Genomic DNA, 13,688 nt, shown 5'->3' with positions numbered 1-13,688 from the left:
CGGTTTCCGCAAGCGGACTTGAAAATTTGTTAAGAAGCGGGCAAGATGCCCGCACTCCTCGAATTCTTTGATCTGACTGGAGTGGGAGCATCTTGCTCCCTGGATTTTTAATTAGGGTATTTCCGCTTCGCGGACATGAATGAGCGAACTTGATATCATTGAGTTGGCGAAGGCGATCGCGAAACTCCATGACGGCATCAAATTGTTGGTCGGGTTTGACACAACGGGTTAAGAGAGAGATATCTAAGTTGGGAAGCAGTTCACTGTTGGCGATCGCCTCATAGCCTGTAGAATCCAGATGATAGAGTGAAAATTCTCCCTCTTTCCATTGCCAAACTTCCTTGACTCCCAAACCTTTGATAAAACCAGGCGTTGTTCGGCAGTGGGGAGGGGAGAAGGAGAGAGGGCGAAGGAACTCATAGAAAAGCTCTAGTCCTACACAAGATTAGATGATATTTCTCTCCATATTAACCCAATCCCCAAAATCGAGTCCTGTTTATTAGGCACATGGGGCAATAATGGTGCGATGGCGGATGGTGTTGGGTTGAATCAAGGGAGTTTTAAACCCAGCCTCCACTAAGGCTTGAGCAATATCTAGGGTGAAATATTCATCCATATAGGGTTCTGTACTTTTGAGTAAAGTAAACACATAGGGTGGCATTTTTTTGTACACCTCAGACTGAGGATTCATCTCCATAATCGCCAGATGACCTTGGGGACGTAATATGCGTCGAGCTTCGCGGAAGATTTGGCGGGTGGCGGCTTGGGGTAATTCATGGCAAATGAGAAAGAGGGAAACCAGATCGAAAGAAGCATCAGGCAGTCCGGTTTCTTCTGCACGGGCATGAATCCAATGGTTGGGGGTTTTGTGCTGGCTCTGTCTCTGTTCGGCTCGATATCCAGCGACGGCCAGGAAGTAGGGGGATAAGTCCAGTCCGGTGACAGTGGCGTTGGGATAGGTGTCTTGGAGAGCAAAGGTACTCATGCCGATGCTACAGCCGACATCAAGGATATCTTGGGGCGCGGGGGTGAGTTTTTCTAGCAGAATTTGATGATAGGTTTGGCGTAAGCGCTCGTCTCCTTTTGCTCCAGCATCTTTCCAGAGTTGGGCATGAACGCCTTTGGCGGCAAATTCGACTTCCAAGGCGGCTTCCCAACTGAGATTTCCTCGGTCGTAAGCATGGAAGGGTTGTAAGTAATAGTCGGGGTAGGTGATGTTGGGGTTTTGGATGGCTTCGAGTCGGGGAGTCCAATCAAGGGTTTGCAGGATTTTGACTTCTGCTCGCCAAGGAATACCGTTTTTTTCAGCCCGTTTGACGATCATTTGGCGGGCTTGGTGTTTGGCGATGCTGGCGAGGGGTTTAATGGAGAGAATACGATTAACGAGGTTAGCAGTGAGTCCGGCTTTAGTCATTGAAATAGGTTTAAGAGAGTGGATATAGCTTTTCATTGTGCCGAATGGTGACTAGGGAGAATGTTAAGTTAGTTCAAGAGGGTCACCCGTAGTCTCAAAGATTACATTTAGTAATCCTTGTCTCTCCCCAATTATCCTTGTTGGGGATAAACCATGTTTTCGGCTACGACAATGCGATCGAATTCTTCGGCGGAAATATAGCCTAATTCTAAACAGGCTTGCTTGAGGGTTAAGTCTTTTTCTAGGGCATAATGAGCGACTTTAGCGGCATTATCATAGCCGATCGCCGGACTTAGGGCGGTGACTAACATTAAGGACTCGTTCAGATAAGTGTTAATTTGTTTTTGATTGGCTTGCAGTCCATCCAACAGAAAATCGGTAAAGTTATTGCAGGTATCGCCCAATAAAGTGATGGATTCCAACAGATTAAAAATCATCATGGGCTTAAAAACATTGAGTTCAAAATGACCTTGGGAACCGGCAATGCTAATGGCGGTATCATAGCCAATGACTTGAGCCGCAACCATTGTCATAGCCTCGCATTGGGTGGGATTCACTTTACCGGGCATAATGGAAGAACCCGGCTCATTTTCGGGTAGAATTAACTCCCCTAAACCACAGCGCGGCCCGCTACCTAAAAAGCGAATATCATTGGCAATTTTCATCAATGAACAAGCCAAGGTTTTTAATGCGCCACTGGTCATAATCATGGCATCATGGGCGGCAATGACGGCGAATTTATTGGGGGCAGAAATGAAGGGATAGCCGGTTAAATGGTGGATTTTCCGCGCCACCAGTTGGGCAAAGCCTTTGGGTGCATTTAAGCCCGTGCCGACGGCGGTTCCTCCGAGTGCTAATTCATACATATCGGGTAGGGTTTGTTCGATACGTTTTAAGTCTGCGGTTAATTGGGCTACATAGCCAGAAAATTCTTGACCGAGGGTGAGGGGAACGGCATCTTGGAGATGGGTGCGGCCAATTTTGACAATGTTGGCAAACTCTTCGGATTTCTGTTGCAGAGCATCCCGCATTTTGGTGACTTTGGGGAGCAGATGCTGATGGAGCGCCAAAACTGCGGCAATATGCATGGCAGTGGGAAAGGTATCATTGGAGGACTGGGACATATTGACATGATCGTTGGGATGAATAGGCGTTTTGCTACCTAGTTCTCCTCCTGCAAAGGCGATCGCCCGATTCGCAATCACTTCATTGACATTCATGTTGCACTGCGTCCCGCTCCCTGTCATCCACACGCGCAGGGGAAAATGATCGTTGAGTTTACCGGCAATAATTTCATCGGCGGCTTGGATGATTAATTTTGCTTTGTCTTCAGGAAGTTTACTTAATTCGTGATTGGCGATCGCGGCCGCTTTTTTCAAGATGGCAAAGGCAACAATCACCTCTTGAGGGATAAAATTGTGACCAATGGAGAAATATTTGAGCGATCGCTGGGTTTGCGCTCCCCAGTAGCGATCGCTCTGTACCTCAATTTCCCCCATACTATCTTTCTCAATCCGAGTCTGAGCTACATCTTGCGTCATATCCTGGTTTCTCCATCTCCTAACCTCTTAGATTGTAGAGTGAGTTGGAAATCCCGCAAAGAGGGGAGACACGGGGACACGGAGATCCTCAGCAAAGATAAAAACAGTCTTCTTTCTTTGTAGCTCTTGGTGTGTTTGTGATACATTGTAGCTCAAGTACACATTTTTAATTTTTAATTTTTAATTTTTAATTGAATCATGCTGGCATTGAAATTTAATACCCTATTTCCCGAACCTCCCTTATCCCACCAGGATTCTGAAGACCGCTATTTGACCAATAGCGCCACTTGGGAATACTATGAAACCTTGCTGAATATCATCGGAGACAATGGCGGTTATCGCGTCACTTATTTAGATGGAGTTTTAGAAATCATGTCCACCTCTCGCCGCCATGAAACGGAAAAAACTCGGATTGGAAATTTACTAGAACTTTACTTCTTAGAAGCCGATATCGAATATTTTCCCTTTGGCTCCACTACCCTGAAACAGGAAGCAAAACGAGCAGGACTAGAAGCGGATGAAGGATACTGTTTTGGCACAGATAAAGATGTTCCCGATTTAGCGATTGAAGTGGTGGTTACCCATGGTGGGATTAATAAGTTAGAAGTGTATCGTCGCTTGCAAGTGCCTGAAGTCTGGTTTTGGCAAAATGGCGAGTTTTCTGTCTATCATTTGCGCTCCAATCTTCCAGTGGAATCAGAATCCAATCATGGGTATGAACGGATTGAAAACAGTGAGTTATTGCCAGAGATTGACATTGATTTTTTAGCAGAATGTGTGAAGAATCCCCAACCTTTAGCTGCGGCTAAGATCTGGAGGAATTACTGGCGATCGCCGACGCAAGGAAACTGAGGTATAATCGGATAAGAGAGTTATGCTTGATACATATTTGCGAAATGAAAGGCGATCGCGATCTTCTCCAACTCCCCCATATCCCCCTACAAACCAAAGAGCTGCTTCCAGAGTCTTCCGGGATTTATTATGTTCTCGATCAAGCTCACAAGGTGTGGTACATTGGCCAAGCCAAAAACATCTGCAAACGCTGGCAAGGCAAAACCCATCATCGCATCGCTCAACTCGAAGCACAGAAGAAAACACACTTTACCATTTACTATGAGTTAGTGAGCAAAGATCGACTTGATGAAGTCGAGAAGCAGCGCATTGAAAAATATCATCCCCACTTAAACGAGAGTCCAGTCAAAGCCAAAAAAGTATTACCCAGCGAAACCCTCTTACGAGAAACCCTAGTCGCCATTTCCGATTTTGCCTTCATTCTCGGTATTGAACCTCCCCGCGAAGATATTGTCGATTTAGATTATGATTATTGGTTGTTTCACAAGAAGTTGCTATCCCTAGAGATCATTCACATTTCTCTAGATCAAACTGCCTTCAAAGAAAAATATAATTTCAGTCTTGGGTATACAAAAGAAAGCCCATTTATCAAGGCATCATTGAATTATCGTAAAGCCTATGCTTCCAATTGGGAATCAGTACGTTCTCTTCATGCCTATCGTTTATATGTCAACGGTTATGCCATAGAACTGTATTCATTTGATTATTTCTACTCTCAACAAAAAACACAAGATATCCGGAAATATCATGATGTTGATTTAGCGGGAATATCCATAAAAGCCGTAACTCCTGAATCATTAAGTCAAATGCAATCAGAGACCGATGATACAGATTTCTATAGTCGCCTGTTTAAGCGCATGAGACCTTATGATACGGATTTGATCAAGATTTTCTTTAATGAACCGATTGATGAGGATAAAATCAAAAATAAAATAACCACCCTATGTGAAGATTATAAAACCGGTAAGCGAGGCTATGGCAGCCGCTCCAAAAAGTCAGGTACTATAACCGTAAAAGATCTCTTGCACAAACGAGATATCGATCCACAAAAATATAGTAATGAGGGTGCAATACGCTTCGATTACCGTGCTGAGAGAATTGGTTTGTTTATCAAAAGTTTTAGTGCTGACTTGAAGAAGCCTTACAAACGGGAAAAATGGAGAGAAGATGGAGAATACAATTTCTCATTTGATCGTGAAGGAAGAAGAATTGATAATAATTCAAAAAACTCCGATCAACCTTTACAGGAACGTGATCTCTATAATAGAGCGTACGGATTGATAGATAATCATGCAAGACACGCTAGTGCAGAGCGATTTGAAATCCTATATCTTTTAGCCAGCGTTGACCGACAATTTTGGCTATTAGTCGAAGAATATCTACAAGATTTTGCCTCTGTGAATCGCTGGGCTAATGGAGTAGGATATATCAATAAATTTTATGTTTCTCCCCGTAAGGTGCTAGTGCCTGCGAAAGTGAATATCAAAATCCTAGAAGTCGGTTCTGGTTTTGGCATTCCCTTTGGGCCGAGTGATGACTTTCCCACCTTTGAAACCGCCAAAGTAGAAATCAAGCGCCGTCTGGAAGTCTCCGACTTACCGGAAATGAAGTTAACCTTTCAGCGAGAAAAAGTAGCCAAAAAATAAACCTTTCTCTGTTTTTTTCAGGTCAATTCAGGACAATCCAATTTAAAATACCATATCAGCACTCATTCGTGGTAAAATCAACCCTTGGAAGCATCATTAATACGCTGCTGAAAACGGGCAATAATGTCAGGACTTAATTCTGGTTCTGGGTCAACCACTTCTCGCCGCTCTAAAACCGATTTTACCTCCGTTAAAGATGCTTGTCCTAACTTGTTCAGTAAAGCTTGAAATTTCTGCTCCTGTTGGTTTACTTCATCAGTAGGTATTGCTTGAACTGTATACGCCATAGTAACTTGGCGCGTGAGTGCATAAACGATATATTGGTTTAACGAAACACCTTCATTCTCCGCTAACTGGGTTAACTGTTGGTGGAGTGTTTCTGGTAATTGGAGTTCTACTTGGCTCATCTTTAACTTCATTACTTTAATAATCCTCGAATATGATTAAAATTAATCGTATCTATATTTTGTGAAAATAAATAACCCGCCAACTTAAAATCATCAGTTAAAACCAAATATCGACCTTGGCAAACTTCCATAATTCCACAATCTGTTAAGCCAAACTTATAAAATTGATTATTCTGCATAATTTGGGAACTTTCTCGATATTCCTCATGAACTTTATCGGAATTTTGTAGGGCTTCACCTAAGATTTGTAGGCCAGTAGAGCGTTCTGGTTCTCCCAATGTATTCATCAGGCTATTGACTTCTGTCAGAATATGGGGAGTAGTAACGACTCTGCTAAAATAATCAAGGAGTTGTGATAATATATCATAGTCATTGGGCGTAAACGTTTTGGTTCGATTAAATCGAGAAATCCGTTCTCGGTTGACTGTACCTACGACCCAGAGAATCAGAATATTCGTATCAATCAAAATTCCTTTGTGTCGATATTGTTTATAAAATTCGGCAATTTCATCGATCATAACTCTCGGATTTTCATCGATTCAACTTCATTCGTTCTTGAGTTAATTGTAAATATCTTATAGACTCGTTCATATTGCCGGTTATCGGTAACAGGTAATAGGGGATTAGGCTTGATTTTAGTTGGACGGGTATATCCCAAAGTAATCAGCCATTTATCTTCGGAAAATTCCACTTCTTCGAGTCTCAAGTCTTCAATCCCTTCCCCCAACTGAGGCAAAAGTTGTTCAAAGTAAGCTTTCGCTTGGCGTACTGCTTGTTCAACTTGTCGTGCCATAAATCATTAACCTCTAGATTGCCTTCAATATTATACTGTAAATTCTACTTGCTATAGTAACACAGCTTAGGATGTGAACTGCGCCCGATCTAATTATCTAATATTTTCGTCATCAAAAAACGATTATGGCGTTGATATCCAACTCGGTGATAAAGACGTTGTGCATTAGGATTTTCAAAATCAACTTCTAGATGCAGCGCTTGTATTCCTAACTCTTGACAGGTCTTCTCGACCAATGATAAAGTTTGAGTCCCGATGCCCTGTTGACGGTACTGGGGTCTCAGATAAAATTCATCGATAAATGCATCTCTGCCTCTGAATTCCAGACTATAACCCCAAGCTATAATAACATAGCCAATGATTTCATCGTCTTGTTGAATCAGCAACAGTTTCCCTAAAGATGAATCGCTGATTAACTCTTCTAAAGCCTGAGCATCGAGTTTTTCATCAAACCCTAGTTTTTCACTGTGATGAAATTCTTGCACCAGTTGTAAAATGATCTCTAAATCAGTTTGCTCTGCTGCTCTGTAATGAATCATGATGATGCGCTCCTTCTGAACGTCAATACTTTATGGGTGAATTATGCAATACTTCCGTAAATTATGGCATGGACAATATAAACTCCCCTTCCGCATCCTCATCGGTGTAATTTTACTCTGCTTAACTCTCCGCTCTGTACCCTATCTCATCCCCATTCGCGCCCAAGATATCGCCCAAACTGATGGCGCACTCACCTTTGAAGACCGTCATGGACTGCCCTTGGGAACCCTGCTCACCCGCGACCAAGACCATACGATGGTGGTTCCCCTGGATGAGATTTCCCCCTACTTTATTCAAGGGATTATTGCGGCGGAAGATAAGCGCTATTATCAACATGGTTCGGTGGATTTTATGGCGGTTTCTCGTGCTATTTTAGAAGCGCTTCAAGCGAGAGAAATTGTGAGCGGAGCTTCTACTATTACGATGCAACTGGCGCGGATGCTCCATCCAACTCCCCGCACTCTCCCCCATAAAGTGGGTGAGATTTGGACATCTTGGCGCTTAAGTGCGGGAATGGATAAGGATACAGTTCTGGCTGCGTATATTAACCGCCTGCCCATGGGGAGTAACCTTTATGGGGTGGAAGCGGCGGCTCGGAGCTATTTTGGGCTTCCGGCTGCGGAGTTAAATCTGGCACAGGCGACCCTGCTGGCATCCCTGCCCAATGACCCCATCGACCTCGACCCCTACCACCATTGGCAAGCCCTGAAAACCCGGCAGCGTTATGTTTTAGACCGAATGGTGGCGGATAAAATGATTACGGAATTAGACGCAGAACGGGCTTATAGTGAACAAGTTTATCTGCGATCGCGACAACAGGGAATCCTCGCCGCTCCCCATTTCCTCTTCTGGGTTGCCCAGCAGCTCCCCAGCACCCAAGGAGGAACCATCCGCACCACCCTAGATAGCGCCCTCCAGCAGTTTGTCGCCACTCAAGTGCAGCAAGTCGTGGACGCTCTCGCACCCCAACGAGTCCACCATGCAGCCGCCCTGGTCATTGATAATCATACCGGAGAAGTCCTTGCCTATGTGGGGTCTCCCAACTACTTTAACGACAGCCAACAGGGGCAAAATGATGGCGTACAAGCTTTGCGCCAACCGGGTTCAACCCTGAAGCCCTTCCTCTACCAACTCGCCCTCGAACAACAGGTTATCCGTCCCCAAACCATCCTCGCAGACGTGCCCACCACTTACGCCATACCTGGAGCGAAACTATACAAACCCGTGGACTATAGCGAAACCTTTTTAGGGCCGGTGCGGGTGCGTTTAGCCCTGGCTAATTCCCTGAATGTGCCCGCCGTCCGCGTGTTGGAAGAAGTGGGGGTTCCCGTATTCCTCAATCACTTGCGAGAGTTGGGATTCACCCACCTAAGCCATGAGCCAGAATACTATGGTTTAGGCTTAACTTTGGGCAGTGGGGAGGTCAGCTTGTGGGAGTTGGCGAGGGCTTATTTGCGATTGGCCCATCATGGTAAAGCCGTGCCTTTAGTCACCTATTTTGGCGAAGAAACGGAAGCAGCAAAAACGCCCCCAGAGACGACATCTTGGGAACTGGTGCGGGAGATGCTCGGCGATCGCCATGCCCGTGCCACCAGTTTTGGGGTAGACTCAGTATTAAACTTGCCCTTTCCCACTGCCGTCAAAACCGGTACATCCTCCGACTATCGCGATACCTGGACTGTCGGCTTTAGCACCGATTATACCGTTGCCACCTGGGTGGGCAACTTTGACGGAACCGCCATGCAACAAGTCTCCGGAGTTATGGGTGCAGCCCCCCTCTGGCATCGCATTATGCAACATTTACACGAAACTAGAGAACCTGCTGATTTTGCACCCCCATCCGGTTTGGTTCAGCACCCCATTTGTGCCGTTACCGGACAAATTATGGGGGAGAATTTATCCCAATTTCAACCCGATGTAGGGGCAGGTTTCAAACCCACTCCTACCTGTCCTTCTGCCATTGTTTTAGAATATCTCTATCCCGAAGATATCCAAACATCAAACACTCAAAACCAGCCCCTAGAACTACCTCCAGAATATAATGAATGGCTCTCCCAACAGCCCCAAAACCAATGGCAAGGAAACCTAAGAATTGTCTTTCCTTCAAATGATGATTATTTCTTGCTCTCTCCCCAAGCAGAACAGGACAATCGCCTAGAATTCAAACTAGCGGGTAAACTCGAAGAACCGGTAGAATGGTGGTTAAATGGGGATAAAATCGCCACAACTACAACCAATTCTCTATTTTGGAACATGAAACTCGGCAGTTGGGAGCTAGAGGTGAAAACGGCAGTAGGAGAAGAACGCGATCGGATCATTTTTCAAGTGCAGGAAGCTCCACTAAAACGAACCCGTAGAGGTTTTTCGATTGCCGATTAAACAAACTCTAAACCTTCGTGTTCCTTCGTGTCTTTGTGGTTAAAACTCTATAGCTAGTCTAAATGAGTTGTGAAATAGAAAAAGCCCTCTCCCTATATCCCTCTCCCACTGGGAGAGGGACTTTATATCAAATCCTTAAATGTTTGCTACATATAGTCAATTGGCATAAGAATGAGACATAGCTGTAGGGGCGAGCGGCCGCTCGCCCCTACCTACATATACCGTTGTTGTCGATTGATATGTAGCATTCTGTTTTAGATTTGATATTACCCCCTTCTCCTGCGGGAGAAGGGGGCAGGGGGATGAGGGGCAGCCATTACACAACTCATTTAGGTTTGCTATATACCAGGAAAAGATTCAACGGTCTTGATTTTCACATCCGGGAAACTCGTTACATATTGAATCTTAAAATCTGGAAAATGTTCGACCTGCTTCCATTTGCCACAAGCATCAGGAAAATGCTCGACCCATTTAACCTTGAGATCCGGGAAGGACTCAACCACCTGTACCTGAATATCGGGAAAATGCTCGACGATTTGTACATTTCCATAGAGCTTGATACCCTGAAAACTACAATTTTCGGGATTAATGCTTTCTTCTGTTTTTCCGGGACTAGCGGCTAAATTAAAGGATAAAAAAAGACTGAGGCTTAAAAGCACTAGGGGCAGGAGCGATCGCCGCATGATTTGACCTCTTTTCATTTCACTCAATTATGCTATAATAGACCGTTATCCGATCAGTGTTTCAAAACTGTGTCTAGACCGATCGCTGTAGATTTATTTGCCGGTGCAGGAGGAATGACCCTAGGTTTTGAGCAAGCAGGGTTTGATGTTTTGGCATCTGTAGAAATAGACCCCATTCACTGCGGAGTTCATGAATATAATTTCCCCCATTGGACAGTTCTGTGCGCGGATATTTCCCAGATCGCAGCAGCAGAAATTCGAGAAAAATCTACCATTGGCAGAAAACGAATTGATGTGGTTTTTGGTGGCCCTCCTTGTCAAGGATTTTCTGTGATTGGTAAACGGGCATTAGACGATCCACGCAACAGTTTAGTTTATCATTTTATCCGCCTTGTCGATCAACTGAAACCTAATTTTTTTGTCTTAGAAAATGTTAAAGGTATGGTGATGGGACACCATCGTTTATTTATTGCAGAAATTATGGAAAAGTTTGCTTTCCATGGTTATCAAGTGCATTATAAACTTTTAAATGCTCGCGATTATGGCGTACCTCAAAATCGGGAACGACTGTTTTTAGTCGGATGTCATCAAGATTTAGAGCTTCCTTCCTATCCCCAACCCTTAACCTATTTTGATTCTTATCCGACAGTTTATGATGCTATAGAAGGGTTACCCAAAATCTCTCGATATCCAGAACTAGAAACTCAAGATTGGGTGAAAGCAGCATTTAGAAACCATACTGAGTATGGTAAATTGTTACATGGAATATTTCGATTATCTGATGATTATTCTTATCCGAGAAAATATGATAAAACTCTGTTAACTTCTAGCTTAAAAACTCGTCATACTCCTGAATCTATCCAACGATTTAAGGCAACACTTCCCGGAAAAATTGAACCCATTAGTCATTTTTTGAGACTCGATCCCCAGGGACTCTGTAATACCTTAAGAGCAGGGACACCAGGCGATCGCGGCGCATACACTTCTCCCCGTCCCATCCATCCCTTTGAACCCAGATGTATCACTGTTCGCGAAGCTGCACGGCTCCATTCTTACCCCGACTGGTTCAGATTTCATCGCACCAAATGGCACGGATTTCGACAAGTGGGGAATTCAGTCCCGCCGTTTTTAGCCAAAGCTGTTGCTGCTGAAATTGGTAACGCTTTAGGCTATTCTCCCGTTCGTCCCCGGAAAATGATGGTACTCGATCGCACCGATTTATTAGAATGGGATAGCACGGCAGCCGCCCGATATTATCAAAAAGCTATAGAATAACTCTCTAACTATGAATGCGTGGTTCTGGATGCAAGGTAGAGAGTAAATCACTTTCAATTTGTGCCAGAGCATCTAGGCGAGTTTGGACAACTTCCCGGTCGAAATAGGTGGTGGCTAAGATCCAGTAGACTCCATAATGGCGAGCTTCAGAAGCCATTAAAGAGCGATAAAATTGGGCGAGTTGGGGTTGGGGGAGATGGTTAGCAAGCAATCCGAGACGCTCGTGGGAACGGGCTTCAATCAGGGCAGAAATCAACAGAGAATCGAGCATTCTTTCCGGTTCAGTGGGGCGAATTTGGGCTTTTAATCCGGCAGCGTAGGGAGGAGCCGAGAGGGGAGCGAGGGGAATATTGAGGCGCTCTAACCATTGATTGACTTGTTCAAAGTGTTCGAGTTCTTCGCGGGCGATCGCCGTTAGCTTCCTCACCAGCACCTGACTGGAGGGATAGCGGAACATCAGGTTTAGAGCGACTCCGGCTGCTTTGCGCTCGCAGTGGGAATGATCTAAGAGGATGGTATTCAAGTTGGCGATCGCCTGTTGAACCCAAGCCTCAGATGTCGGCTGTTGCAGAAATTTGATTTTCGGTAGTTCTTCCATAATAATCAAAATTATACATAACTGTAGGGGCGAAGGGCCCTTCGCCCCTACGGGTGATTCGGTTTAGGTAAGACTGGCGATCGCCTTTTCCACCTCCGCAACTGCCCGATCGATCTCCTCCGCAGACACAATCAACGGCGGTACAAACCGCACTACCTTTGGCCCTGCGGGAACCAGTAGCACCCCTTGTTCCATGGCGGTTTTCACAATTTCAATGGAAGTTAAGGGAATCTCCGCTTGCAGTTCCATACCATTAATTAGCCCCCATCCGCGCACCTCAGCAATGAGTTGGGGATATTTAGCGGCGATCGCCCGCAAGCCTTTCCGCAATTGTTCGCCCCGCTCTTGTACATTTTGAAGCAACCGATCCTGCTCCACGGTTTGGCACACCGTCAGGGCTGCGGCACAAGCAAAGGGGTTACCACCAAACGTGCTGGCATGATTCCCCGGCTCAAATACATCACAGGACTGCTTACAGAGCAGCGCACCAATGGGAATACCCCCCGCTAACCCTTTGGCTGAGGTAAAGATATCCGGTTCAATGCCCAAATTCTCGTACCCCCAGAGTTTCCCCGTGCGTCCCATACCCACTTGCACCTCATCCAGGATCAGTAAAATTCCGGTCTGATCGCACAACTGACGCAAGCGCAGGAAATACTCCAATTCTCCTGGACGCACGCCCCCTTCACCCTGTAAGGCTTCGAGTAAAATCGCCGCCACGCGCCGTTCTGAGCTATCCAGGGAGGCGATCGCCTCTTTGACCGCTTCAAAATCGTTATAGGGCACATAGGCAAAGCCCGGAACCAGGGGACTAAATCCTTTTTGGTATTTGGCTTGGCCGGTTGCCGTGATCGTGGCTAAAGTACGACCATGAAAACTCGCTTTTGCCGTCAGAATTACTGGGTCTTCAATGTTCAGTACCGTATGGGCATATTTGCGGGCCAATTTAATCGCCCCTTCATTGGCTTCTGCCCCCGAATTACAGAAAAAGGCGCGATCGGCACAGGAATGCTCGACTAACCATTTAGCTAAATCCCCCTGTTCTTGGATATAGTACAGATTCGACACATGATGGAGCTTGCTAATCTGTTGAGTTACCGTTTCTACTAAAGCGGGATGGGCATGACCCAACGTACAGGTGGCAATTCCGGCCACAAAATCCAAATATTCGCGACCTTGAGTATCCCAAACCAAGCAGCCTTTTCCTTGTTTGAGGGCGATCGGAAACCGCCCATAAGTAGACATTACATACTGGTTAAACTCCGATGGATCATAAGCATGGTCTGAAACCTGGGGCGCATCGGTCTGGGTTAACGTTTCTGGACTCACAATGGTTTCCTCTAGCTCAAAAGGACACAGAATTATTAAGGGATTTTCAGCAACTTTAGGGCCCTAAAGTTAATTCTGAATATTCCATGTTAGCTTTGAAATTCAGTAATCTCTAGTGTCTGTCAATACTTCTTGACAATCAATTGTTAAAATTTGTTAAGACTTGGTTGGAATCAAGTTCTTGTGGTACACTGACTTCAAGTTAAAAGGTTCAAGACGTTTTTTCCTTGC

13 protein-coding genes and 1 pseudogene are annotated in these 13,688 nt (G+C 45.2%); 4 read left to right on the top strand and 10 right to left on the bottom strand.

Annotated features, from left to right (window positions below):
* The 3 genes and pseudogenes from PMG71_RS23070 to fumC form a co-directional block, all read right to left on the bottom strand.
* Positions 1 to 352, bottom strand: a pseudogene (locus tag PMG71_RS23070) (hypothetical protein); the annotation flags it as partial.
* A gap of 147 nt (positions 353 to 499) precedes the next feature.
* Complete coding sequence (locus PMG71_RS23065) at positions 500 to 1,414, bottom strand: class I SAM-dependent methyltransferase (RefSeq protein ID WP_283756086.1); 915 nt, start codon at positions 1,412 to 1,414, stop codon at positions 500 to 502.
* A 131-nt stretch (positions 1,415 to 1,545) separates the two neighbouring features.
* Positions 1,546 to 2,955 carry a class II fumarate hydratase gene (gene fumC, locus PMG71_RS23060; RefSeq protein ID WP_283756085.1) on the bottom strand — a complete coding sequence of 470 codons (1,410 nt, stop codon included), beginning with the start codon at positions 2,953 to 2,955 and terminating at the stop codon, positions 1,546 to 1,548.
* Between the two features lie 198 nt (positions 2,956 to 3,153).
* Between fumC and PMG71_RS23055 the strand changes: the two genes are divergently transcribed.
* On the top strand, positions 3,154 to 3,807 hold the full coding sequence (locus tag PMG71_RS23055; protein ID WP_283756084.1) for a Uma2 family endonuclease: 654 nt from the start codon (positions 3,154 to 3,156) through the stop codon (positions 3,805 to 3,807).
* A gap of 26 nt (positions 3,808 to 3,833) precedes the next feature.
* The gene (locus tag PMG71_RS23050) at positions 3,834 to 5,453 is read left to right on the top strand and encodes a GIY-YIG nuclease family protein (protein ID WP_283756083.1); all 1,620 of its coding nucleotides are present in this window, start codon (positions 3,834 to 3,836) and stop codon (positions 5,451 to 5,453) included.
* A 77-nt stretch (positions 5,454 to 5,530) separates the two neighbouring features.
* On the opposite strand, the gene PMG71_RS23045 is transcribed toward PMG71_RS23050, so the two are convergent.
* The 4 genes from PMG71_RS23045 to PMG71_RS23030 form a co-directional block, all read right to left on the bottom strand.
* On the bottom strand, positions 5,531 to 5,860 hold the full coding sequence (locus PMG71_RS23045) for a toxin-antitoxin system HicB family antitoxin (protein ID WP_347179380.1): 330 nt from the start codon (positions 5,858 to 5,860) through the stop codon (positions 5,531 to 5,533).
* A gap of 11 nt (positions 5,861 to 5,871) precedes the next feature.
* Entirely contained in the window at positions 5,872 to 6,378 is a 507-nt protein-coding gene (locus PMG71_RS23040; protein WP_283756081.1) for a PIN domain-containing protein, read from the bottom strand.
* Positions 6,375 to 6,653, bottom strand: coding sequence for a hypothetical protein (locus PMG71_RS23035; protein ID WP_283756080.1), 279 nt, complete (start codon positions 6,651 to 6,653; stop codon positions 6,375 to 6,377). The genes PMG71_RS23040 and PMG71_RS23035 overlap by 4 nt, the downstream gene beginning before the upstream one ends.
* 89 nt (positions 6,654 to 6,742) lie before the next feature.
* A complete protein-coding gene (locus tag PMG71_RS23030) occupies positions 6,743 to 7,192 on the bottom strand; it encodes a GNAT family N-acetyltransferase (RefSeq protein ID WP_283756079.1) in 450 nt (149 codons plus the stop codon).
* Positions 7,193 to 7,235: 43 nt separating this feature from the next.
* On the opposite strand from PMG71_RS23030, the gene pbpC reads away from it, so the two are divergent.
* Positions 7,236 to 9,572: a penicillin-binding protein 1C gene (gene pbpC, locus PMG71_RS23025; protein WP_283756078.1), complete on the top strand. Its 2,337-nt coding sequence runs from the start codon at positions 7,236 to 7,238 to the stop codon at positions 9,570 to 9,572.
* Positions 9,573 to 9,910: 338 nt separating this feature from the next.
* Here pbpC and PMG71_RS23020 read toward each other — a convergent pair whose 3' ends face one another.
* Complete coding sequence (locus PMG71_RS23020; protein ID WP_283756077.1) at positions 9,911 to 10,273, bottom strand: 7(1) septoil knot domain-containing protein; 363 nt, start codon at positions 10,271 to 10,273, stop codon at positions 9,911 to 9,913.
* Positions 10,274 to 10,324: 51 nt separating this feature from the next.
* Here PMG71_RS23020 and PMG71_RS23015 point away from each other — a divergent pair, with 51 nt between their 5' ends.
* The gene (locus tag PMG71_RS23015; RefSeq protein WP_283756076.1) at positions 10,325 to 11,530 is read left to right on the top strand and encodes a DNA cytosine methyltransferase; all 1,206 of its coding nucleotides are present in this window, start codon (positions 10,325 to 10,327) and stop codon (positions 11,528 to 11,530) included.
* A gap of 4 nt (positions 11,531 to 11,534) precedes the next feature.
* On the opposite strand, the gene PMG71_RS23010 is transcribed toward PMG71_RS23015, so the two are convergent.
* A complete protein-coding gene (locus PMG71_RS23010) occupies positions 11,535 to 12,128 on the bottom strand; it encodes a MiaE family protein (protein ID WP_283756075.1) in 594 nt (197 codons plus the stop codon).
* A gap of 63 nt (positions 12,129 to 12,191) precedes the next feature.
* Complete coding sequence (locus tag PMG71_RS23005) at positions 12,192 to 13,457, bottom strand: aspartate aminotransferase family protein (RefSeq protein ID WP_283756074.1); 1,266 nt, start codon at positions 13,455 to 13,457, stop codon at positions 12,192 to 12,194.
* Positions 13,458 to 13,688 lie beyond the last annotated feature (231 nt).

The organism is Roseofilum acuticapitatum BLCC-M154, assembly GCF_030068475.1.
Classification (GTDB): Bacteria; Cyanobacteriota; Cyanobacteriia; order Cyanobacteriales; family Desertifilaceae; genus Roseofilum; species Roseofilum acuticapitatum.
The sequence above is the reverse complement of the archived record's forward strand: the minus strand, read 5'-3'. Positions and strand labels throughout refer to the sequence as shown.